The sequence below is a fragment of the Acidobacteriota bacterium genome (assembly GCA_003225175.1).
Taxonomy (GTDB): Bacteria; Acidobacteriota; Terriglobia; order Terriglobales; family Acidobacteriaceae; genus Gp1-AA112.
Window position 1 is genome coordinate 1 of the sequence record QIBA01000037.1, and the last position, 22817, is coordinate 22817.

The following is a 22817-nucleotide window of genomic DNA, read 5'->3' on the forward strand; positions in this document are numbered from 1 at the left end:
TGCCCGCAGACTTGCCATCGACTACGAGTGATGCATTGGGAACGGAGCTTACGATCAGGTAAGTAGTCTCCGTGATTGCGCCGCTTCCCTTCTCCAGGGAGAATGCCAGTGCCGATTCGGAACCCTCGGTGATCTCGACTGGCAACGTCGTGGGCTGGTAGCCGGACTTCTCTAGGCGAATCTGATGGCTGCCGGCGGCTACCGTGATCCTGGCGTTCTTGCCGTGGGCTCTATCCTTTAGTTGTCCGTCGACAAAGATATCGGCACTGTCAACATTGATTGCTAGAGCCAGTATGCCCACGGGTGCTGGACGGGCTGGTCCAGCTGAAATCGCAGTGAGCGTTAGCGATTCCGTATACGGCTTGGTGACGTCGATTTGTTTCCTTACCGTCGTGTACTGATCGTGCGTGGCTTCAACGGCGTACTTGCCGGGTTTCAGCTTGGCCGCGCAGGGTGCGGAGCAGTGCTCGCCATTCACGAAAATATCAGTTCCGGCGGGATTCGCCTCGAAGCGAACTTGGATTGTCGAGCTTCCGTGAATCACTACGTAGATGATCAGCGCGGCGACTACTACGATGGCGGATCCCACGGCCGGGATCAGCCACGGTGTCTTTTTGGGAACTGGTAGCGGGGCGACCGGCTCGATTGGAACTGGACGAGGCGCTGTGCCTGTGCGCGGAGGCGCGTCGAGCCGTCGTGTTTCCTGTTCTGGTTCCCTGATCGGCGCTCTTGCTGGGGCGGCGGCGGATCCGCTTGGCGAAGTCCGGATCGTCATTGCGTCTGCATCGAATTCGGATGATGCAGGCGGCGGTGGGGCAACGGCCGATCCCTGAATGATCCTGGTCGCGGAGGTTTCCTGCTCCTGCTGGGCTCTGCGGATCTGCTGCTCGGCGGCTTTCAGCTTCGCCACTGCGGCGGGGGCAGCAAACTCGATGAAGGTCTTGGCGCGCTCGATGGCGTTGAGTGCCGCTTGGAAGCTGTTGGTATCCGCTTCCCTGTCAGCTTCTGCGATCAGCGTTTCGATGTGCGCGGTGACGTCGGCGGTGCGGGCAGACTTGATTTGATTCGCGGCTTGCGCCAGCTCGGAGCGCATGCCGAACTTGCTCGCGCTCTCCTCGATGAGCCTGACGCCGAAATCGTAATTTCCGTGTTGCGCAGCGGCTGCGGCATCGGCGATGGCCGCGTTGATTTCTTCGCGCTCGGCAGCCAGGCGGAGTGCTTCGCGCTCTGCCGCTTTGCGCTCCTCTTCCCGCTGGGCAGCCTCGCGGGCCTGGCGCTCGGCGGTGCTGCGGGCTTCGTTCAGCAGAGAGAGAATCTGCTGGTCGTTGGCCCCGAATTCACTCTGCGCCATCTCCAGTGTGACTACGGCGGAAGCAGCGTCGCCTCGTGCCAAACTGGTCCTGGCGCTCTTGATGTATTGCTCGCGGCGCTTCTCGCCGGCCTGCTCCTGGGCCTTCTTCTTGGCGGTCCCGAGAAGGCTTTCGAGTCTCGAATCGGGAACGCGCAGACGGGCCTGCTCGAGGATCGCGATCGCGTCGACGTAGTTTTTGGACTGGATTGCCTGTTCGCCGGCTCGCACCTTCTCTTCGAGAAATTGACGGCGGGCGAATTCTTCCTGCTGCTTCTCGACGGTAGCGCGAAGCTCGAGCAGCGAGCGCTCGTCAGGATACTTGGCGATGGCTTCGTCGAGCTTGCTGCGAGCCTGCTGCAGAGTTCCGGGAACAGCGAGTTGCTGCGCTTCATTCAGATAGGCCGCGATCTCGGCGCGTCGGACGTATTCGCGATATTCGCGAGTTGCGAGTTCTTTGAGCGCCAGCACTCGTTCGGACCGCGGCGCCATGCTCTCGAGTTCGCGAATTACCGTGGACGCTTCGCGGAAGCGCTGCTCGTGCACTAGTGCGCGGGCTTGTTCGACTAGGTTGTGCTCTTGTGCGCAACGGCGATCGATTTCCGCCTGAAAGCGCAGGACTTCGGTGTTGCTGCGGTCCAGTGAGGCCGCTTCTCTGATGGCGGTGCTGGCTTGATCGAGGTTTCCGCTGATCTGCGCTTGCTGCGCTTGGCGCACCAGTTCGTCGATGCGAGCTTGCACGCGGCGAATGTCGGCTAGCTTCTGCTGGAGTTGCGCAACAGTCGGGCTTCCAGGATCGATCTGCAACGCTTCTTGCAATTGGCGCTGGGCCTCGTCGAAGCGCTTTTCGTGGATGGCGCCTTCGGCGCGCACGCACATGTCGCGCAGTTTTTGATTGCGCTTGCTCTCTTCCAGCAGCTTCTTGAGTTCGAACTTCTTGCGATTCGCCGGGGTATTCTTGGGATCGACGCGGAGGATGCCGTTGACGAGTTCGTAGGCTCCGGTGGCGTCCTGTCGCTTGATGGCCGCGTCGACTTCAGCGAGGCGCTCGCTCACGTATTGTGACTTGACTATGTCATGTATGCGGGAGAGTTCGAAGAGGAACTCTTCTGCCGTCTCATACGCTTTGAGCTTTTGTTTGCAGATTGCCTTGGCAACGACTTCTTCCAGTCCCGATGGAAGGTTCGCTACATGATGGCTGAGCGGTAGAGCCGGATCCTGGCTCATCAGCTTGCCGTATGCTACGGGCAGTTCGTCGCGATCGGAGGCATAAGGGACAATGCCACCGGTGAGGAGTTCGTAGAGAACTACGCCCATGGAGAAGACGTCGCACCACGGCGTGCGGCGCTGGACAAAGTGCTCGGGCGACATGTAAGGCAAGCTGCCGGCGATGGACTGGCTTTGCGATTTGCTGGCCTCCCCCTGAGCAATGCCGAAGTCGATGAGCTTTACTACCAGTGACTTCTCGGCGCTCTCCACCACCATCAGGTTGTGCGGCTTGATGTCGCGGTGGATGACGTTGTTCTCGTGCGCGTGCTTGAGCCCTTCCGTGGCTTGGATGATGATGTCGAGTTTCTCGACCAGGTGGAGCTCGCGGCGCGTCTTGATGATGGCGCTGAGCGGCTGCCCTTGGAGGTACTCCATCGCCAGGTACGGGCGCATGTTGTCTACCCCGAACTGGTACACCGTGACGATGTTCGGGTGCTGCAGTTTGGCAAGGGTCGCGGCTTCTTTTTTGAAGACGTTGATCGTGGTAATGTCGTCGCCGAAGCCAGTCAGGATTTTGATGGCGACGTCGCGGCTGAGGGAGTCGCGGGCCTTGTAAACGGCGCCGTATCCGCCCTGTCCGAGCTTTTCCTTAAGCTCGAATTCGCCGATCTTGGTCAGCAGCTCCGGTGACATCGGAATATATGGCCGCAGTTAACCTTTCAGGAACATTGACATTGCAGGGAGCTGCTCCGGGGAGTAGCGGGGGGAAGCGCTTTAGAACTATCACCCAAAAGTATCGAAATCAAGAAAATTCAGAGACAAACGTTAGCTTTCGGTAAATAGCTTATCTTCCCTGCTATGAGTACGCAGGTGAGGATCACATAGAAGCTGTGAGCGGTAATCTTTTGACGTTGCAGGATGTCGTGACAGTAACCGCTACGGCGTTACCTTCGGTGAGGCGCTGACTCGCTGGCCTAGCGCTTGGCGGCGGACCAGTTCTTCGGCGGCCGAGATGGGATCTTCCATCAGCTTGCGGACTTGAGAATCGACATGACCGTAGGGATCGATGAGGAAGCTCTGCGCCACTTGCCCCACGCTGGTTCGAGCTGAGCCTGCGGAGAGCAATGCGGAGTTCAGAGCGTTCGTGAGATCCGTTCCTTCCGGTGCAGCGGCCAGAGCATAGAGGTTCCCCTGCAGGCCATTGAGCGAGGTGAGATACGCCTGTATGTCGGTTCCGATGGGATGATCCTCGCTTGCGCCGTTGGCGACGCGCTGCACGGCGTCGAAGGATTTGGCGGCGCCGGGGAGATCGACCTTCGTATTCACCGCGGTGATCCAAAGTAATTGCATGAGCGGGGAGCGATTGCCGGAAAGCAGGCGCAGTTTATTGGTCGCGTCGCTCACGCTCGCGAAGTGCAGAACGGTGGCGGCTTTCAGAAAATCACGCCATTGATTGAGGTAGTCCTTGGTGTAGCGCTCCGTGAGCTCTTGTCCTAACTGCTCTTTTGATTCGTTGAGCGCGCTTGCCTCCCCGAGAACCCATTCTTCTGCGCCATAGAAGCGGTCCGGATTGTTAAGTGCATCCTTCATTACCGTGAATCCGCCATGGGTGAATGCGCCGGGAACAATGCGTGAGTCGATCACGACTTGTGCCGATCCGGGATAGAGCCGGTTGAAGTCGATCTCAGGATTGTTTTTGGCTGCAGCTGCGAGCATGCCCTCATAGATACGCTCCATGCCGTTGAATTGCTTCAGGTACTGTCGCGCATGGGCGACGACGCTGCTGTCTACGTGCTGGGGTAACGGATTCGATGTAGCGAGATGTTCGCTGTAAAACGCGAATTGACCTTGCGCGAGCGATTGTTGCTCCGGCTCTGGAATGTTTCCTGCAGCCCAGAGATTCGCGAGCATGGGAGCAAGGAACTCTGCGGTGCTCTTGTCTGGATTGCTGGTCGTAATTAAATAAGCCTTAAGCTTCGTGTAGGCAGAGCCGAAGTCCTCTCCCGAAGTTGGGGATAGGCTATTCAGTTGCTGGCTCAGCGACAGTTCGGTCGGATGCAGCAACACCTTTTTGAAATTCGTGAAATAAATTCGAGAGAGGTCGTTCCTGATCTGCTCGCCGGTGTACAAGCTCAGGCGTTGCAGCATTGGCTGGGCGTTGCGCTCCGAACTCTCGATCGCGGCCAGGCTGGAGCGCAGGCGTTCGAGTTGGCGCAGTTGGTCGGTGCTCGCCAACTGCCCGGCTGCTGGTTCAGGAATTCCCGAAAGGGAACGAGCGGTGGCGATCACATTCTTCTGTAAGCTACGGCTCTGCAGATAGGAGAAGGCGAATAGTCCAGCTACACACAATAAACCGGCAGCTACTGCGAACATCATTGCCGCGGCTGCGCGGCTACGAACGCGGCTTTGCTGCCCTATCTTCAATGCCGACTCATCGCGAAGGATGACTTCGCTGAATAGCCGCGAGGCAAACGTCCACTCGGGAATCTTGCGAGCCTCTATCACCGGACCAGAAGGCTTCGAGAGCGCATTGAGTTCTTCCATGCTGAACATGCGCGTAGCGGCCGCGACCGATGCGGCGGCAGCCGAGACCATTGGAGCTGTGACCGTCTCCGAGATCATTAAGGCGCGCACTCCGGAGAAGTAAAATCCGCGCAAGAAGCATGCCGCGTCGGCATTCACCGGACGCGAGACCTCGACGAGAAAGTTCGCAACCCCTTCTCTGAGCTTGCGAATCTCGCGCGGAAACTCGTAGAGCGCCGGTAGCTTCTCCGGCATGCGCTCGCGACGAAGGAATTCGAGTCTCTTCTCCGCAAGAGCGCATGTCATTTGATCGAATGCCTTCATCACGAGCGCTTCTTCATCCCCAACAAAGAGCGCCTCGCCGACTTTTTCGCGTGCCAGAGTTATGCCGAGAACCTGAGCGGCTTCTTCTTGCGACAGTGCTCGGGCGAACTCGGCAAAGTGCGAGACTTGGTCGAGCTTAGTGAAGAGCACATAAACGGGAAACGAGGAGCCCAGAGTGTCTTCGACATCCCGCAGGCGCTCCGAGAGGCGCCGGCCCGAGGCGATGGCGAGATCCTTTGATTTGAGCCGATCACAGTCGCAACAGATAACTAATGCCCGTGGCGGCAGTCCTGAAGCGGAGAGCTCATTTGGCTGCGTCTTGCTAAGCAGATATGTCCATAACTGCGAATCCGTCGAGACCTTGCCGCCGGTCTCAATGAAGATCACGCCACCGGCGGTCCAGATATTAATGCTGGTGGTAGCTGCAATTTCGCCATTTTGTTCCGGCTCGCCGGCTAGTAGTTCGGGACGGAGGCCCCCATGCTGGATGGTTGTCGTCTTGGCAGTGTTTGACTCGCCCAGAACGTAAACAATCGGAGATTTCGCCAGCTTTCCGGCATTCGCGGCTTCCAGCTTGTTCTCGGCCTCCTGTAGCAATCGGTCTACATCAGCAAAATAAACAGCATTCTGACCGCGCATCCGTGCATCCTGTGCCAGGCGCTTCCGAAACCAGAGGAATGTGCTAGCGGCAACAATACCGATTAGGACAAGAGCACCGCGAAGGACCCACAAGCGCGCGCCGGCAAGACCCATCAGCGATGCCACAAACCACGCCGCCAAGAGGTAGAGCATTAGAACGGTGCCCGCTATGAGATTGGTCATCATGACTTCTTCTTCAGCGACTCCTTACCTTGCCAGCGAGTGGAAACTCGCTGCTTCCGACGTCAACAAGAGCTTTCCTATAACGAATGTAAGTACACATAGTGCGACGGAAACTCCAATTGCAGCGATCCCCAGACGCCGCGCTCCATCTACAGGGAGCGGCTCTATCGGCTCAGGAGGGACGCCCCAATCAGGCACTAGCGATTCGCGGGCACCCCGGATATGCAGCATCTTCGCGCTAATTTTATCGAGAAAATCCGAGAGTTCCTGCGCTCCATCCTCAGCCAAGACGCCGCGATAGCCCAGCAGAAGACAAAGGTACAAGACTTCAATCGTGTCGCCAACTTCAGCCGAGTCCCGCGTCGCTAGCAAATTCTCGAGACTTTTGTAAACGGTGTCTGCGGAAGCGTCCGGAAACAGCTCGTTTGTGAGTGGTAAAGACCAGCCACTCGAAAAAGCAGTGTTCTGTGACAGAGCGACGGTCTCATCTAAGAATGCAATCACCGCATGTCCCGCAATCCTTATGTATTCCGATTGATACCCATTGCTCTCCGCCTCCAGCGCAGACAGACGATATGCTTCACGCATGTGTGCCCGGAAGACAGCTGGTTTGGGAGCAGCCTGGCGATTAAAGCGAAGCCTTACAGTTGCCGTAAGCAGTTCCTGGAAAGCGAATGCGAGATTGCTCTTTTGCTGACTGATTTGCTTCATTGGCATCGGGATCTGCTTGCTGAAAGGTGTGTGCCGCCCGGAGTGTTGAAGACAGAGAAGAAAATTAAACTTACTCGGTTAGAAATCCGCAGACGATGTTTCTGAACGAGTGTGGCACCAGACTCCGGGAGCAATATTCGCATCAAGAGCACCATCGACAGCACCCGAGTTCATAAAGGACACTCCCGCGACGCGCTCCTGATTTTGTTGACCTATAGGCCAAACCGGAACAGTGAACTAGCAGGTGTTTATGGGGAACGAATCGTATGCACGATTCGTTCCGAAGTCAAGAAGAACGTGTTTACTGCACACAATTCCCAGAGTAAGCTAGCTGACTATCTCTGGAGACAACCTGAATGGGCGAGCACAACGATACGGAGCGAGAATTCGAACGAGTTTTCGGCATGGTGCAAAAAAACTCAGATCAGGATGCCTCTAAGTCCGAATCGATGTATGGGGCGACGCAGAAATTGCCTGGAGACTCAGATGTCCTTGGCATCCGAACAGATTCCGATCGGTTTATTTTCAAGGACCCAATTCCCGAGCGCCTGCCGGTAGTCCCCCCGGCGTCAGCGGAAGCTTCGAGTGACGGCTCAAGTCCCAAAAAGGGAAGTAATGCTCCACCCCCCGATGCAATGACGATCGCTCTCAACGTCAACGTTTTTGCAAACATTCCCAAGCCAGGCGAACCCGGAGACCTAAGCAACGTTGCGTGGTCCGAAGCCACTCAGCTCTTCGCCATGAAACCAGAGACTCCGGTAGCCAACGGTCCAACGTTTACGTCCCCACGTAATAAACAAGGCCAAGGCGGTGATATTCTCAGACGCCCATTGCAGTCAGCTTCCGGAGTTGGGGAGCCTGTGCCAGTAGCGAAATTTACACGCGTGATGCATGTGCAGGACTCAGTGTCGCTCCCGCAATCTTCGATATCGCCGCAGCCCACAAATGTATCTGCAGCTGTAGCTCCCCCTGCTGAGACTTCGAGTGATCCCACTCCTGCTGCCTCTCATGTGGAAGCTGGTCCGAGCGACTTTACTCGAATTGTGAGGGGATCGGAATTACGTTCGCTGCAGGAGAAGTTTGCTGCGTCCGAAAATCAAGCGGCACCTGTTCAAGGCACTTGGTCGGCGCAGCAGAACGCGCCTCCCTCATTAGCGGCGGGAATCGCAACGCAGATTTGGTCCGCGAGTTCCAGTCAAACTCAACGGCGGGTGATGCGAAACTCCCAGACTTGGCCGACACAACCCACGCCTGTGCCACCGACAACAAGAGAACCAGAGCGTCCTGTAGCGGAGCCCTCGAAATTTTCTCAATACCTGCCGTTGATACTTCTTCTGAATCTGCTATTTCTTCTTGCCATCCTTCTGATCGTGTTATTCGCTATTAAGAAATAATTCGAGAGCTTGGGGGATCATAATTTGTGGATCCCCATCGGCAGCTCGTGGATTGACGCGTACCTCGAAGCTCCTCATCCCGAGTAGCTGAAATAAAAACGGCACCCACCTGCGTAGCTGTTCGTGAGTTCAGTCGCGTAGCGAACTCCGCGAAGGCGCCGGTTCCTAATCTTTGTAATTAACGAGGCAAGGGCAGATTAATTCGAAAAGCAGAGCTGCACGCCTCCAGCGCACGTTATGAAGACGATGAGCGCACTCGGCAGTCGCTTGTTGCATCTTTAAGTAAATACGAAGACAGACGACACCAGTGTCTGCTGAGGAATCTGAGGAGGAAATTCATGCGAAGACTCGCATCTCGTGTTGGACTCTGCGCGATGTTCTTGTTCGGTTTTGGAGCGTTTGCGCAATCGACGACGCTGCCGGCGGGCACCGAAGTGCACGTCCGCGTCGATCAAGACATCAATGCAAAGAACGGTAATCTCTCGCCGGGAGCCCAGTTCCCCGGAACGGTCTCACGGGACATCACCGACGCCAGCGGCAATGTCGTAATTCCGCGGGGTGCGCATGCCCAGCTTGCCGTAGTGCAGGCCAGCAACAATGCTAGTGACCTGACGCTTGATTTGCGCTCTGTCGAAGTGAACGGACGCACTTTTCGTATGGATACCGAAGGCACCAGCGCCGCGGGAAGCAGCAAGCGAGGCGGCTTGGGAATGAACAAGCGCACCGGTGAGTACGTAGGCGGCGGTGCACTCGCAGGTACGTTGCTCGGCGCGCTGGCCGGGGGCGGAAAAGGCGCTGCGATCGGCGCGGTCGTTGGTGGAGCCGCAGGAGCCGGCACGCAAGTGCTGACGCGTGGCAAAGAACTCAATGTTCCCGCCGAAACCGAGCTCAATTTCCGGCTCAACCAGAGCGTGCGCCTGCCCGGATATACTGGATATCAGGGCCATGGCCGCGAACTGCCACCGCCAGACAGGTACAACGAGCAAAATCGCGATAACAGCAATCCGCCTCGCGATTACAGCAGCCCAGCTACTAACCCTCGTTAGGTATCAACAAAATGAACGCCGGGCACATAGTCCGGCGTTTTCTTTTGGTAATTGATCATCCTCGCGGCCCATCGGGCACATTTATAGCCGGATTATTTAAAATCTGTGCTAATCTCTCGCGCTCCCGACCGTACTCCTCATATGAGCGCAATTCCGCAACTTCAGCCTGAGAATTATCCCATTCGACTTGGTACGGACCAGCAGTTTTCGCGACTGCGGGAGCTGCTTTCACAAGCCGGCTATGTGGAAGAAAACATGGAGGGCCACTTCAGTCTGCGTCACGTGGGCGAAGCCGAATTTGAGGTAGAACCGCGCAAGACTGAAAAGTCGGCGTCGCTTGTACTGCTTGCAAGCCTGTTTCTTCAAGGAAAGAGCGCTGATTGGAATGAAGTGCAGGGCGTTCTGGGACAAGAATTGGCAAATTTGCTGCTTAGCTTAGGCCTCGTGGACCTGCAAAACGGGCGCTCTGTCGCAACCGTAGCTCTGTATGCGACCGGCGGCTTGTTTGTGGTCTCCGATCGCTGGTGTGGCGTTGATGGACAGAAATTTGTACCTCCGGCGGACGTTGTCTATCCCGCAGTGCTCGGCACTACTCGCGGCTACCTGGCAATGATCCCCGCGACTCCCTGCAAGAACTTCCTCGAGCTTTGTTCCGGAACAGGAATTGCTGCCCTCCTTGCCGCGAAGAATGGAGCTGAGCAGGCGTTCGCCTTCGACATCGCGGGCAGAAGCGTGCATTTCGCGGAATTCAATCGCCGGCTCAATGGCCTGCCGAACGTGATCAATGCCCAGGGTGATCTGTATTCGCCGGCCAAAGGCAGGAAATTTGACAGGATTGTGGCTCATCCACCCTACGTTCCTGTCCTGGAACCACGATTCATCTTCTATGATGGCGGACCGGATGGTGAGCAAATCACGCGCCGCATGATTCAGGAATTACCGAATTTTCTTGAGCCCGGAGGCCTCTTCATCTGTGTTTCACTCGGATCGGACCGCGCTGACGATCCGTTTGAGTCCCGAATCCGTCGCTGGCTGGGAGACAAGCATGAGGAGTTCGACGTTGCGTTATTCGTGCGAAGCGAGATGGAACCCGCGGTTCAGGCGCTGAACGACGTTGCCCACGGGCGCGGATCCGTAGAACAGGTGCAGCGCTGGAAGGAAGTGCTGAAGAAGTTGCGAATCGTCAACTTCGCCTTTGGAGGAACGTTCATTCGTCGTCACGGCGAAAACCGCGCAGGATTCACTACACGCCGGACCATGGGGAAGACCTCGGGACTTAAGCAGCTGGAGGCGCTCCTGGAATGGGAAAGGGCTGTGGCGCGCGGCGAAGACGTCGAGAGGCTACGCAGTGGCCACCTGAAAACCCTCTCTGAGTGCCGGCTGAATGCTACTTATGTATTGCGCGAAGGGAACTGGATGCCGGAAAAGCAGCGGCTGCTCGTGGATGAGCCATTCAAGATGGAACTCGAAGCTCCGGGTTGGACATTGGAGTTGCTTGCCGCTTGTGACGGAAGTCGCAGCGGAGAAGACCTGTTCGAAATGTTTAAGGCAAGCGAACGGTTAGATCCAAGTACTACATTTTCCCAGTTCGCTGAAATCCTTCGATTGTTGGTTTCCGGCGGATACGCTGTATTTGCCTAAAGAAGACCTGGTAGGCACAGCCGCATCCCCGAAACTGTTCGATTCTGAAACTCCATTCATTAGTTGCGAGCTCAGGTTGCGTGCGCTGGGCGATCCGCCCGGCGCTTATTTTTTGGCTTCTTTATGCAGCTGGCTGTTCAGTTTTTACTGCCTCCTTCACCCTCTCTGCGCTTGCGCGTCCGCTCGCCCAGGCGTAGGTAAGCTTGCCGTCCACTCCGATACCTACGGTCACTGCCTCAAGCGGCAGGCCTTCCGCCATGCGCGCCAACAATTCGCGCGAGATCTCCGGCAGCAGCGTATTGCTGAGTATGTTATCGACGTTGCGTGCTCCGCTTTCCACTTCGGTGCAGCGCTTTGCTATTTCGCCAATTAGCGTGTCGTCGTAGTGCAGCGCAACCGCATGGTTCTCCTGTAGCCGGCGTTTAATTTTGTCGAGCTTCAGGACAACGATGCGCTTGAGCGACTCGTCCCGAACGGGGAAATAAGGAACGATCATCATACGCCCAAGGAATGCAGGCTTGAACATCTTGTTTAGCTCCGGCTTCAGCGCCTGCACCAGTGCTTGAGGTCCGGGCATCGTCTCGGGATCGGCGCACAGCTTCATCAAAGTGTCAGTGCATGCATTGGTAGTGAGGAGAATGACGTTGTTTTTGAAATCGATTTCCCTTCCTTCGCCATCTTCCATCTTTCCCTTGTCGAACACTTGATAGAAGAGCTCGAGCACATCGGGATGCGCTTTCTCGACTTCGTCAAGCAGTACGACGGAATATGGACGGCGGCGTACGGCCTCGGTGAGAACTCCGCCCTCGCCGTAACCTACATATCCCGGAGGCGATCCCTTGAGCGTGGAAACGGTATGCCCTTCCTGGAACTCCGACATGTTGATGGTGATCAGGTTCCGCTCGCCGCCGTATAACAGATCGGAGAGAGCCAGTGCAGTTTCGGTCTTGCCGACGCCGCTTGGCCCCACCAAGAGAAAGACACCCACAGGTTTGCCGGGATCATCGAGACTCGCCCTGCTAGTGATGATGCGCTGGGCGATGGCATCGAGCGCACTATTTTGTCCAATCACCCGGCGCCCGAGTTGCAGGCTCAAGTCAAGTACTGAGCCAATTTCGTCCTTGACCATCTTCCCGACGGGAATGCCTGTCCAACCCGAGATCACTTCACTGACGGTCTGCGTGTCGACGCAAACTCTCATGAGTGGCTCTTCCCCTTGCAAGGCTGCCAATTCAGCCTCCAATTGGGCCAAGGATGCAGTACTGATCTCTGGATTAGCAGCCGGAGCAGCCGCCGCGCCGCTGTCTTGTGCGACAGGTGTTGCGGCAACCGCACTCTCGAGTTGAGAGCGAATGTCTCGAATCTTCTGCACCAGAGTCGTTTCTTGCTCCCACCGCGATTTCAGCGCGTTCAAACGGGCAGTGACTTGAGTTCGTTCTTCAGCAATCGCGGTCAGACGTTCCTCGTGATCCGCGCCTACAGCGCTCTCACGTTGCAGAATCCGCTGCTGAACTTCAAGATCGTCCAACCTGCGCACTGCGTCTTCAATTGCCGGAGGAGTAGCATTCTGTCCGAGTGCCAGGCGGGCACATGCAGTGTCAAGTACGCTGACAGCTTTGTCAGGAAGCTGGCGGCCGGCAAGGTACCGGGCCGATAGCTTCACCGTAGACGTTACGGCCTCGTCAAGAATACGAAGATTGTGGTGCTTCTCGAGCGACGCAATGATGCCGCGCAGCATGGTTGAGCATTGATTTTCCTCCGGCTCTTCGACTTTCACGACCTGGAATCGGCGGGCGAGAGCGGCATCTTTTTCAAAGTACTTCTTGTATTCCGACCACGTAGTTGCAGCGATCGTGCGCAACTCGCCGCGGGCGAGAGCTGGTTTTAAAAGGTTAGCTGCATCGTTCTGTCCAGCCTGACCGCCCGCGCCGATCATGGTGTGGGCTTCGTCAATAAAGAGGATGATCGGGCTGGGCGACGACTTCACCTCCTCGATCAAACCTTTCAGACGGTTTTCGAACTCGCCCTTCACTCCGGCGCCGGCTTGCAGCAACGCCAGGTCGAGAGAATGCAGGTTCACCTTCTTTAAGGGAGGCGGAACATCGCCATTGGCCAGACGCAAGGCGAAACCCTCCACCACCGCAGTCTTTCCCACCCCTGCTTCACCCGTGAGGATAGGATTGTTCTGCCGGCGGCGCATGAGGATGTCGATGATCTGCCGAATTTCAGAGTCGCGTCCCAATACGGGATCGATTTTGCCTTTACGCGCGTTCCCCGTAAGATTCGTGGTGTACTGATCAAGATGAGGGGTCTTGCCTCCTGCAACCGGCGCACCAGGTGCAGCTTGAGCGATGCCGCTATCGGCAGCGAGCGGTGACGCGGTCTCCGCCGACATCTGTGTTAAAGCGAAGAAATCCTTGCGCAAGCTCTCGATATTAATCTTGTCGACCTCGCGCGGACTGATCTCGCGAATAAGCCGCGACAAGTCATCCTCCGTGAGTAGCGCCAGCAACACGAATCCGGAACGCACCTGGCCGGCGCTGTAATTGAGGGATCCGATCGTCCATCCTTCTGTGAGCGCGCGCAGAAGCGATGGACTGATGGCAGGCGTCCTCGCATTTCCCGATTTGAATTTGTCAATGCTGCGATTCAGATCGGCGGTGAGCTTTGATTTGTCGATTCCGAAATGCTTTAACACCATGGAGACATCGCTATCGGGCCTGTCGAGCAGCTTGAGCAGAAAGTGCTCCGGTTCAATGTCATAGTGTGTGCGGCTGAGGCAGAGTCCCGCAGCAGCTTCCAGCGTTCCGCGCGTGGTATCGTTCAACCTTCCGATCAGCGACTTCAGATTGATGCTCATGGCTCGTCCTTTCAATTCAGTTGCAACACCGCTTCCGATGGGTCCCGATCCAGCGGCGCGTTCTTGATCCAAGTAGTCCAGCCCAACAAAGAGCTGGCGTTCTCTTCACTGCTCAGGTTTAGTCCTAGTGTCTCGTTACGATCGAGTACGAGCTGAACCTCGAAATCAATTTCCGTACCGCCGTAGAAATTCAAAATGGACTGCAGCACTCGATAGCTCTTTGATTCAGGGCGGGGAAGAAAATCAAGGTATCGCTCACGACCAAGCGGGCCAAGTTTCACACGCACACTCGCTTGTGTATTCCATACCTCGTCACCGACTACAGCTCCGCATCCGAGTTGTTCCGTGACTCGTTCAGCTTCCTTGAATTCTGTTTGGTCACGCGGATCCAGCTGAATCCATTTGCCCACGAATTGTTCCACGTCGACGGGAACGTCGAAGTAGTCGCCCAGAAGCTGCTTCAAGGCCAGAGCCGATCGCGGATGCTGGCCAAGTAATCCCGCGTAGAAGAGCAAAGACTCGTCTGCGATCTCCTGACGCCCAGCGAGACCCCTAGTTCCAATTCCCACGAAACTCATCAGCAGGGGTGTCAGTGAATCGGCTTCATGCCGCTCATAACGAACGAAAAAACGATACTTTTCCCAGGCGCGATAAAAAAGAGAGATCAGGCGGTGATTGAAGATGTCCAGGAAGTCGCGGAATCCGTTGTCTTTCTTCTGGGCGCGCTCGATTATCAGTTCGGTATATGGAATCGGCATCACGCCCGACGGCGAGCACAGGCCCATGAAGTTCACCTTCATTTGGGCCGGGCGTTCTCCGTGCTCTGGCCAATCCAGAGATTGAATTTCGCTGGCAGGAAATGCCAGAGTCGGATTGGCTTGAAAGCGCACCGACTCGTTGGAAGGCGGCACGAACTCTCCAACAGCTCCGCGATGTGGGAAGGTGCGGCGCAGCAAACGAACAGCCTGGAAGAAGGAAACGCTCCACGGTTTCGTTCGCAGCTCTGCAATCGACTCGTCGATTACTTCGGATTGGATCTCTACATCAGGATCTGGTTTCCGGAGCGGGGTGGCCATGCGCGGATCATCTCCTTCCTCTGTCTGCTGGAAGCAGTAAGTTGGGAAAAGCTGTTCATGGAAACGTAATGCGCAAGAAAGCGCTCAACCACGCTGCAGAAAAGGAAAACGTTTTCTCCTGCGAAGTGAACTTCATCGATGTCCATTTCGACACGAGTTCCACGAGCAAAGCTCGCACCGCCCTCATCCGAAGTTACCAGGGCATAATGCCGTCTGCTTTGAATTGCAGTGATGCTGTTGATCTGATTGCGTAAGTGCAAAGCGTCGGAGAAGTTGTACAGTCGGAGTATTTCTTGCAGCGCGTCCTTGCCCCGGTCTACCAGCGAGAGGTAGTTCAACGAGAGTTGAGATATCAATTGCCAGAGCATGGCCTTTCCAAGTGGCGGGCGAAATGTTGCCGTTGGGCGTCGCAGCGCGAAGATCTTGTTTACTGCTGGATATCCTTCCAGGCTGAAGTCTCCGGATTCCGAGCGTTCGCGCTGCGATTCATTCTGTGCCGCAATGGGGAGCTTGGAAGGCAGGTTTCCATTTGTGCAGGTACACCGCACGGTGATTGCTGTGGCATCCAGCTGCACCGGTTGTTCTGACATATCAACTACCGACAGGAACATTTCCGTCGGAGCGTCTTCGTGAAGCTCGGAAGCTTTTCTTACGGCATGCCAAAACTTGGTTCCTTCCTCGGTTCCGTTGTGGCTCAATGCGAAGAACGGCCGGTAGTCCACGAGCGCGCGTGTCCGCGCATCTTGTCCGGTGACTTCATCGATGGAATAGATTTCCGTAGCACTCTGGCGTCTGAGGTCAGGAATAATTGGATATTCGAATTTGCTTCCGTCCGCGCGAATCGGTTCAGCGGTCTGCGAAAACAAATTGATGGCTGGCGCGCAGCCCAGTTTCACAGTATTGACTGAGACTCCCAGTTCCAGCGTCTGGTACCGCTCAGGACGTTCGAAACGGGAAAACAGGAACGCTAACTCGCACTTCCCACCAAAATTCTGCGATTGCAAACTTTGAAGGGATTGCAGATCGACAAAAAAGAACTTCTCCGGAAAGGTGAAGTACTCCTGAAGCAATCGAAACCCAAGAAATGACCGGCCAGAGTATGGGAGTATCCCCTCATTTTCCTCGAACCCTACAGGGCGCAATGGTGATGCACTCCCCAAAGAGGAATCGAAGAGAACTACCGGTTTAGAGTTCGGCTTGTCCGCGTCGCGGGCCGTAACAGCAATGCAGTTATTAAAGAGCAGCTCGTAGAGCGATCCGACGATATTGCTTTCGCCCGAGAGATAAAAACGCAAGGACTTTAAGTCAAGCTTATGAAAAAAGATATCGGGCATGCATTCCAGCTGCACGTTGAGAGCTGCAGTGGCGGTTCCGGCCCCCGCCGGCTGAAACAATCCCTCGCTGGAACGAAACGTCGCCGACCTCACCTGGAAAGGCCAGATTGTCGCATCATAAGCAGTCCGGAACTTGCAGGTAATCCCGTTGAAGCGGCTGGACTGAAGCACAGAGCCCGCAGGAATTCGCAGTCCGGCAGTCAGCTTGCCCTGCTCGGGATCGAGCTGGCACTCGACCACCGTCATGGAGGGCACTGGACGAATGTAATGAGGAAACAGGACCTCAAGCAGAGCCGAGCTGATCTCCGGGAAATCGTCATTGATCTTCAAGTGAACGCGGGCAGCGAGCAGGGCAAAGCCTTCGAGTAATCGTTCGACGTGAGGATCTTCGCAGCGGTCCGGCTCCATCAGCAGGCGACCGGCAAGCTTGGGATATTTCTTGGCCCACTCCGTTCCCATTTGGCGGATGTAGGTCAACTCGCGTTCGTAGTAGTTGAGAAGGTCTTCCCGAATGCCTGCCACGCTAGCTCACCTTACATTCCCCGATGATCGGATCGAGCGAACTCTGAAATGCTACTTCCGCTGGCACCGGATCCATCATCACCACGCCGGAAATCTGGAAATGCAGGAGATGGCTGCCCAGGACAGGTGAACCGAATTCGATAGTCAAATCGCACAAACGACGATCGAAGCGCGCTACTGCATCCTCCATGTTATGAAGCAGCTCATCTTTATCATGAGTGCGGGAAGGATCTTCAGAGTTCAAATCGGGAATGCCATAGCAAAAGACGCTACTCTGCAGTTCCGGATATTTTGCCAAACGATCGTCTTTCACCCGCCGCGAATTGAACAACCACTCCAGATCTCGGCGCACAGAATCTTCGTAGCGTTTTACCGCTTCTCGGGTTCTTGCTTTGTTGGCTTGCCGCCGAATCTGACCACTGGCATCGACATCGGTGGAATCGTAGAAGTCTGGCTCATCATTGCTGAGCCGGTCGACCAGTGATGGAGTTGGGAAGCCTTCTATTTCAGTGATGGGCACCGTAGTTTACCTTGTCAAGATCGTTCAAATTGCAATGCTGCAACCGGTCCAACCCGGCACAGCAAGCTGTATGCACGCGCTCTTTCCTGCTGATCGCGCGTGGTGCGGTCGATACACTGAACCAGCATGGCCAATACTTGCGCCAGAAGTTCAGGTTCTTCCCAATCGAGCAGATTGCGCCGCTCCATCTCCTGGGCAAGTCCTTGGAGAATGGGATATGCAAGCGGGAAATGCTGAGTGGCGAGGCAAATCTGCGCCATCTGCAGTTGTCGGCGAAAGCGCTCGCGTCCGGAAGACTCACGCGCAGCTTCGCGCGCAAATCCATCGATAGCTTCGGCAACGCGACCAGCCTTGGCCAATTGCATTGCCACTTCAAAGTAATCGGCGTGGCCGTTTTCGCTTGACGATTCTTTTGGGGCGTACTCGGGAATCGAGGCGGATTGCTCGGGCTGCGTTTGTAGCGGAAGGACGCTTGCTTGCAACCAATCGAGCGTTTGCTTATCTGCGGCAGAGGTCCCGTCACTCAGATTGGCAGAGGGCAGATTCGGATAATCCTGCAACAACGCGCGAGTTTCGGCGCAAAGAGCGGTGGCAGCGGCCGAGTAGGAGAGGTTATAGCAGGATTCCCATGCGTACCTTTGCAGATCAAGCCAGGCGCGCCCGCAGGGCGTTGCCATGGCTGTTTCGGTGCCGTCCAGTAGTCCCTCCCAGTTACTCTCTCGCTGTAGGATTCGCAACTGCTGTCTTGTCTCAGTTGAGGGGCTGGCGAGAAACGACTCATCCAGGCTTTCGCCGTGCGAGCGCAGCTCTCCCCAACGCAAAGCGCGGACAAGAAGATATGGGCTTACCTGCGATGGATCCTGGCGGCGAAGGTAATGAGCGATTCGAGCTACGAGGTTACCGGCAGCTTCGGGATCCGCGGGTTCCGCCCAGACCGCTCCCGATTTGGCGCGCGCAGGAGCGGCAGCCGCACCTGCGTCGTCCATGATCGAGTCGGCGTTGAATTCCGTTCCGTCTATCGCGTCCGAGGGCTGTTCTGAATCGGGGCCGCCTTTTTCCATATACAGAACGTTCGCGAGGACCTTGACTTCTTCGAGCACCGCGCGCAGCTTTCCAAGACTCGGGCCGTCGGTGCCGTATTTTTCGTCGCAGAACAGGTCGAGTGAGGCGGTCGCTTCTAACGAAGCATTGAGAGATGCGACCAACTGCTCGTAGAATTCTTTAGCAGTTGCTGCGAAACCCTCGTTCCATTCTTCCGGTGTGAGCTTGCCATCTTTGACAGCTTCTTCGCGGATTTCGTTCTTCTTCTCATCGCCTTTAGCATCAGCTTCCGCGGGAACAGTTTTCTTGGTTTGATAGTCGATCCAGGTGAGTCCATTCTTCGTGAGAGGAAGCCGGCGAAGAATATAGTCACAACGGGCCGCAAACCACTCTTGCGGTGCACAGCGGAGTTCAGGGCTCCCATCTTCCAGCTCGGGATAGCAATTCTCCCAAAATTGTTCCTGTACCTTCTGAAAAAGAGAGATGCACTCGGGAAGAACGGCAAAGCTTTCCCGCCGCAATGTGGCCTCGCCGAGCCAGGCGGCTAGCTGAAGATCTTTGGTTTTCTTGAGGAGAGCGTCGCTGGCCAGTTTTATGACGAGGGGAAAGTCCGCCTTCTTGCGTGTGCGCTGCCATTCTCCCTGTGGCGCGTCGTCTTCGTCCTCGAAGCGCGCTTCCTTGATCTTGTCGTATATAGGATCGTAACGGAGGTTCTCCCCGCAGGGATTGTTTCCGGGAATGGGATTGAGGAGATCATCACGAAGCGGCACGGCCCTCTCCCAACGCATCCGCGAACTCGATAGTCCCAAGCTCCAGAATGGGGATCTCTTGCCCATCCAGCACAAACAGTTTCTGACCGATCGGGATGTCGCCGTATTTCTCGTCCTCGATCCAGACGGTCGATCGCCCTAAGCGGACGTCATCATCTTGGTTCTGCCACGACAAGGGCGAAATCACTGGGATAAGCACTTCGCCAAGTTCCATGGCCTTGTACTCCGGTGTTGTCGTAACAATGGCTGGAGTCCAAAGCATATCGCGCAAGCGTTTCGGTTTTGGTATTTCAACGCGCGCGACTTGTTCTAAGGCGACCCACGTGTATGAGCCGGCTACAAACAGCTCCAAAGCTCCCCCGATTCGCGGATCGGCGTCGCTGAACACGCGGCCAAATTGCCCTGCGCGGCTCACGCGGCGCGACGAGATGCGGTGGGTCATAGGAAAACTAGCTTCCGCAAACATCTGCTGCCGAATCCTCTCGGCATGCAATGCAGAGCGATACAAAAGAGCGCCCATTCCAGCAGCCTGGCTGCCGTCGGCAAGAATCGAAAGATGCTTTTCAGCACGATCGTAATCGCCCGAGAAGCAAAGCAGCTCGAACAGGAAAGTACGGCGCTTGGCGTCGAGAGGGGCGTTACGCACCTCCTCGCCAAGCACCTCAATCGCTTGCTGTAGCTTTCCCTGCTGGAAGAGCTCAGTGGCCGTCATCACAGACTAGCTCGCTTTCTGCTGCTTCAGGTCGTAGATCATCTTTGTGGCTCCGCCCAACGAACCATCGGCCTTCTGCTCTTTGTACTCGAATTCGATCTTCGCGTAGTTAAGGCTCACCTGATCCATAGGCAGGGGCGAACCCCCATCTCCGCCAGTCGAAATGTGGGAAACGATCAGGTCATTGAAGGTGACCTTGAGATACTCCTGTTGATCCTTTCCTGCCTTCCGGAGAGTCAGAACCGCTTTGGGAATATGTTGACCGGTAGCGCAATAGAGCATGAGCTTTGGGCTGCCCTTGTCCGCCGGCTTCACGAAGTTAAAATCCGCGAAACTGGCCTTGCCTGCGCCGTGGCCACCACCAACGAAGTCCCGCGCGTGCGCCTGTGTAGCGCCGAACGTGAAGTTAAGAAGTTGAAATTCGCCTTTATGCTTGGAATCCTGGCTTTCGCCGTCGATTCCGTCTAGTTTGAGAAAGAAATCCACTGCTCCGCGTGTGTCGGTAGCAAGTGCAATTCCGCCGGTACCCATAGTGTTTTATCTCCTCTGTTCCGATAACGAGTTCACTGATTCACTCAGATTGGCAACCAACTCCGACAACATTACTTTCGTGCTGATGCGGGAAGATCGGCGACGAGTCGTAGCGATACGGAAAGTTCATCAAGCTGGAAGTGCGGCTTGAGGAACGCAATCGCTCGATAAGCGCCCGGCTTTCCCGGGATTTCTTGAACTTCGATAGCCGCTTCCCGCAATGGCAGTTGCGCCTTTACCGACTGGCTGGCATTGTCATCGGCACAGACGTAATTGTTGATCCATTGGTTCAGGAATCTCTGGCAATCCGAGCGTGACATGAATGAGCCCAGCTTGTCGCGCATCATCGCTTTCAGATAGTGCGCAAAGCGAGACATAGCGAAGATATACGGCAGTTGAGCTGACAGCCGCGCATTGGCGTTGGCCGCTTCCTTGTCATATGTCTTCGGCTTGTTGCACGACTGGACACTGAAGAATGCAGCATAGTCCGTGTTCTTGCAGTGAACCAGCGGAATGAATCCGTTGTCTGCCAGCTCTTTTTCGCGGCGATCTGTAATCGCAACTTCAGTCGGGCACTTCAGAGCAACGTCGCCTTCATCCGTTTTGAACGTATGCGCTGGCAGGCCCTCAACGAGTCCACCGCCCTCAACACCACGAATTGCGGCGCACCATCCGTGCTTCGCGAAGGCGCCGGTAAGCCGTGCGCCCATCGCGTACGCGGCGTTCCCCCACAGATACTTGGAGTGATCGGTTCCATCGACGCCTTCCTCGTAAGCGAAGGCTTCGACCGGCTTGGTGTCAGCTCCATAGGGAAGCCGCATGAGAACGTGAGGAAGGGTTAGACCCACGTAGCGGGAATCATCTGATTGACGGAATGATTTCCACTTGGCGTAGGTAGAGTTGTCGAACACCTTACCGATATCGCGATGCGCCCCGAGATTGGTGAAGTTGTCAAGATTCATCATGTCGGGCGCTGCTGCCGATAGGAATGGAGCATGAGCGGAAGCTGCTACCTGTGCGATTTTCTCGAGCAGCTCCATATCTTCCGGCTTTGGCCCAAACTCATAATCCCCCACGAGTGCCGAGAAGGGTGCTCCACCGAAAACGCCAAACTCCTCTTCATACACCTTCTTGAAGAGCGCGCTCTGGTCGAATTCCGCAGCGCGTTGCAGGTCGCGAAGCAGTTCCGTTTTCTTTACGTTGAAGATCTTGATCTTCAGCCCTTCGCCAGTTTCACTCTGATCAAGCAAATATTTCAGACCTCGCCAACCGCCTTCGAGCTTCTGGAAGTCGGGATGGTGCATGACCTCATTGAGCTGAGCAGACACAAGCTTGTCAATTTGCGCGATGCGCGCATTGATCGCCGTCTCTGCATCTTTGGGGACAGTTGCTGCACGCTGCAGAACTTCCTGCACAAAAGTCTTGACGAGGTCTTTGCCGCGTTCGCGGGCCGCTTCATTGTGAGTGAAGCGCCCTTCTTCGACGATCCGGTCCAGCAAACTCGCCTGATCAACTGCCTGTGCTGCCGCCGCTGCGGCCTTCGCTGCCTCAGCCATTGCTGCCTCCATTGCTGCCCTTGTCCAGGCCCAGCTCTGCGCTTAATTTGTCGCGCTTCTCGGTGTTGGAAACGACATCCTGCAGAACCTCGTCGAGCTTCTCGTTACCCTGCAAGCTCCCCCGAAGGTCCGCCAGTTTGCGGCGCAGATCCAGCAGTTCCTTTAGCGGACCTACCTGGTTTGCGACCTGTTCCGGCTCAAAATCTGCTAGCTCATGGAAATTTAAATTGACTTTGAGTTTCGAATCGGGATCGCCTCCCAACTTGTTGTCGACGGAGAACGCGAGGTGCGGATTCATCTTATCGAGCACCTGGTCGAAGTTGTCTGGGTTCACCTCGACGAACTTCCGCTCCATCAACTTCGGCAGCGGTTGTTCGGGATGTCCGGTAAAGTCGCCAAGAACACCCATAACGAACGGGAGTTCTTTCAATTCGATCGCGTCGCCGACTTCAACGTCGTAGGTGATATGCACGCGCGGTGCACGAACGCGAGAGAGTTTCTGCTGTGTACTTTCTCTGCCCATAATGCAACCCCATGGAGGGACAGTCGGACTGGCCCTGGATTTTAGTTCCTGAAGTCAAAGACGCAACGGCGATTACGCCAGCGAAACACACCGCTGCGGGCAGCCTGGCGGGTCGGAAAGGGGGATACCCGGGAGGTTGTTCTTTTTTTCGGTGCGCGATTATATCTCACCCCGCACCAGAGTCAACTACTCTCTCGCAACTAGGCTCTGGAAATTTTCCCGAAGCGAAACATAGCTGACAAAATGCCTTCTTTGGCTTACGATTTGTGTCCCGCTGGTGGATGTACCGTTCTCCTGCCAAGGGAAAATCCGGGGTTCGGGGTTATACTCCCCGCATAGTCCATGGAGCAAAGG

Annotated in this window: 15 protein-coding genes; 3 read left to right on the plus strand and 12 right to left on the minus strand. The window is 55.9% G+C overall.

The window, feature by feature from the left end; translation table 11 throughout:
* The 3 genes from DMG62_07295 to DMG62_07305 form a co-directional block, all read right to left on the minus strand.
* A partial coding sequence (locus tag DMG62_07295; GenBank protein PYY23466.1) for a hypothetical protein occupies positions 1 to 3250 on the minus strand: 3250 nt, incomplete at its 3' end.
* A gap of 243 nt (positions 3251 to 3493) precedes the next feature.
* Complete coding sequence (locus DMG62_07300; protein ID PYY23467.1) at positions 3494 to 6229, minus strand: hypothetical protein; 2736 nt, start codon at positions 6227 to 6229, stop codon at positions 3494 to 3496.
* Positions 6230 to 6250: 21 nt separating this feature from the next.
* The gene (locus tag DMG62_07305) at positions 6251 to 6943 is read right to left on the minus strand and encodes a hypothetical protein (GenBank protein ID PYY23468.1); all 693 of its coding nucleotides are present in this window, start codon (positions 6941 to 6943) and stop codon (positions 6251 to 6253) included.
* A gap of 350 nt (positions 6944 to 7293) precedes the next feature.
* Between DMG62_07305 and DMG62_07310 the strand changes: the two genes are divergently transcribed.
* From DMG62_07310 to DMG62_07320, 3 genes are all read left to right on the plus strand, one after another.
* Positions 7294 to 8331, plus strand: coding sequence for a hypothetical protein (locus DMG62_07310; GenBank protein ID PYY23469.1), 1038 nt, complete (start codon positions 7294 to 7296; stop codon positions 8329 to 8331).
* A gap of 338 nt (positions 8332 to 8669) precedes the next feature.
* Positions 8670 to 9377 (plus strand): hypothetical protein, encoded by a 708-nt coding sequence (locus DMG62_07315; protein ID PYY23470.1) that lies wholly within the window; start codon positions 8670 to 8672, stop codon positions 9375 to 9377.
* 141 nt (positions 9378 to 9518) lie between these two features.
* Entirely contained in the window at positions 9519 to 11018 is a 1500-nt protein-coding gene (locus DMG62_07320) for a hypothetical protein (GenBank protein PYY23471.1), read from the plus strand.
* Positions 11019 to 11139: 121 nt separating this feature from the next.
* On the opposite strand, the gene clpV is transcribed toward DMG62_07320, so the two are convergent.
* The 9 genes from clpV to tssB form a co-directional block, all read right to left on the minus strand.
* Positions 11140 to 13878 (minus strand): type VI secretion system ATPase TssH, encoded by a 2739-nt coding sequence (gene clpV, locus DMG62_07325; protein ID PYY23472.1) that lies wholly within the window; start codon positions 13876 to 13878, stop codon positions 11140 to 11142.
* An 11-nt stretch (positions 13879 to 13889) separates the two neighbouring features.
* Positions 13890 to 14954, minus strand: a complete 1065-nt coding sequence (tssG, locus tag DMG62_07330; protein ID PYY23473.1) for a type VI secretion system baseplate subunit TssG — start codon at positions 14952 to 14954, stop codon at positions 13890 to 13892.
* Complete coding sequence (gene vasA, locus DMG62_07335) at positions 14918 to 16801, minus strand: type VI secretion system baseplate subunit TssF (GenBank protein ID PYY23632.1); 1884 nt, start codon at positions 16799 to 16801, stop codon at positions 14918 to 14920. Before vasA ends, tssG begins: the two co-directional genes overlap by 37 nt.
* Before the next feature lie 10 nt (positions 16802 to 16811).
* Positions 16812 to 17330 carry a type VI secretion system baseplate subunit TssE gene (tssE, locus tag DMG62_07340; protein PYY23474.1) on the minus strand — a complete coding sequence of 173 codons (519 nt, stop codon included), beginning with the start codon at positions 17328 to 17330 and terminating at the stop codon, positions 16812 to 16814.
* A gap of 14 nt (positions 17331 to 17344) precedes the next feature.
* Positions 17345 to 19207 carry a type VI secretion system protein TssA gene (gene tssA, locus DMG62_07345; GenBank protein ID PYY23475.1) on the minus strand — a complete coding sequence of 621 codons (1863 nt, stop codon included), beginning with the start codon at positions 19205 to 19207 and terminating at the stop codon, positions 17345 to 17347.
* Positions 19128 to 19853, minus strand: coding sequence for a virulence protein SciE type (locus tag DMG62_07350; protein ID PYY23476.1), 726 nt, complete (start codon positions 19851 to 19853; stop codon positions 19128 to 19130). The genes tssA and DMG62_07350 overlap by 80 nt, the downstream gene beginning before the upstream one ends.
* Before the next feature lie 6 nt (positions 19854 to 19859).
* Complete coding sequence (locus DMG62_07355; protein PYY23477.1) at positions 19860 to 20384, minus strand: type VI secretion system tube protein Hcp; 525 nt, start codon at positions 20382 to 20384, stop codon at positions 19860 to 19862.
* Positions 20385 to 20455: 71 nt separating this feature from the next.
* On the minus strand, positions 20456 to 21940 hold the full coding sequence (gene tssC / locus DMG62_07360; GenBank protein ID PYY23478.1) for a type VI secretion system contractile sheath large subunit: 1485 nt from the start codon (positions 21938 to 21940) through the stop codon (positions 20456 to 20458).
* The gene (gene tssB, locus DMG62_07365) at positions 21933 to 22463 is read right to left on the minus strand and encodes a type VI secretion system contractile sheath small subunit (GenBank protein ID PYY23479.1); all 531 of its coding nucleotides are present in this window, start codon (positions 22461 to 22463) and stop codon (positions 21933 to 21935) included. The genes tssC and tssB overlap by 8 nt, the downstream gene beginning before the upstream one ends.
* Positions 22464 to 22817 lie beyond the last annotated feature (354 nt).

Coding starts and splice junctions, on each gene's coding strand:
- DMG62_07350 (PYY23476.1), bottom strand. CDS start 19,853: ATGACGGCCACTGAGCTCTTCCAGCAGGGAAAGCTACAGCAAGCGATT.
- tssA (PYY23475.1), bottom strand. CDS start 19,207: ATGGGCAAGAGATCCCCATTCTGGAGCTTGGGACTATCGAGTTCGCGG.
- DMG62_07315 (PYY23470.1), top strand. CDS start 8,670: ATGCGAAGACTCGCATCTCGTGTTGGACTCTGCGCGATGTTCTTGTTC.
- DMG62_07310 (PYY23469.1), top strand. CDS start 7,294: ATGGGCGAGCACAACGATACGGAGCGAGAATTCGAACGAGTTTTCGGC.
- DMG62_07355 (PYY23477.1), bottom strand. CDS start 20,384: ATGGGTACCGGCGGAATTGCACTTGCTACCGACACACGCGGAGCAGTG.
- tssG (PYY23473.1), bottom strand. CDS start 14,954: ATGGCCACCCCGCTCCGGAAACCAGATCCTGATGTAGAGATCCAATCC.
- DMG62_07320 (PYY23471.1), top strand. CDS start 9,519: ATGAGCGCAATTCCGCAACTTCAGCCTGAGAATTATCCCATTCGACTT.
- clpV (PYY23472.1), bottom strand. CDS start 13,878: ATGAGCATCAATCTGAAGTCGCTGATCGGAAGGTTGAACGATACCACG.
- tssB (PYY23479.1), bottom strand. CDS start 22,463: ATGGGCAGAGAAAGTACACAGCAGAAACTCTCTCGCGTTCGTGCACCG.
- DMG62_07300 (PYY23467.1), bottom strand. CDS start 6,229: ATGATGACCAATCTCATAGCGGGCACCGTTCTAATGCTCTACCTCTTG.
- tssC (PYY23478.1), bottom strand. CDS start 21,940: ATGGCTGAGGCAGCGAAGGCCGCAGCGGCGGCAGCACAGGCAGTTGAT.
- DMG62_07305 (PYY23468.1), bottom strand. CDS start 6,943: ATGCCAATGAAGCAAATCAGTCAGCAAAAGAGCAATCTCGCATTCGCT.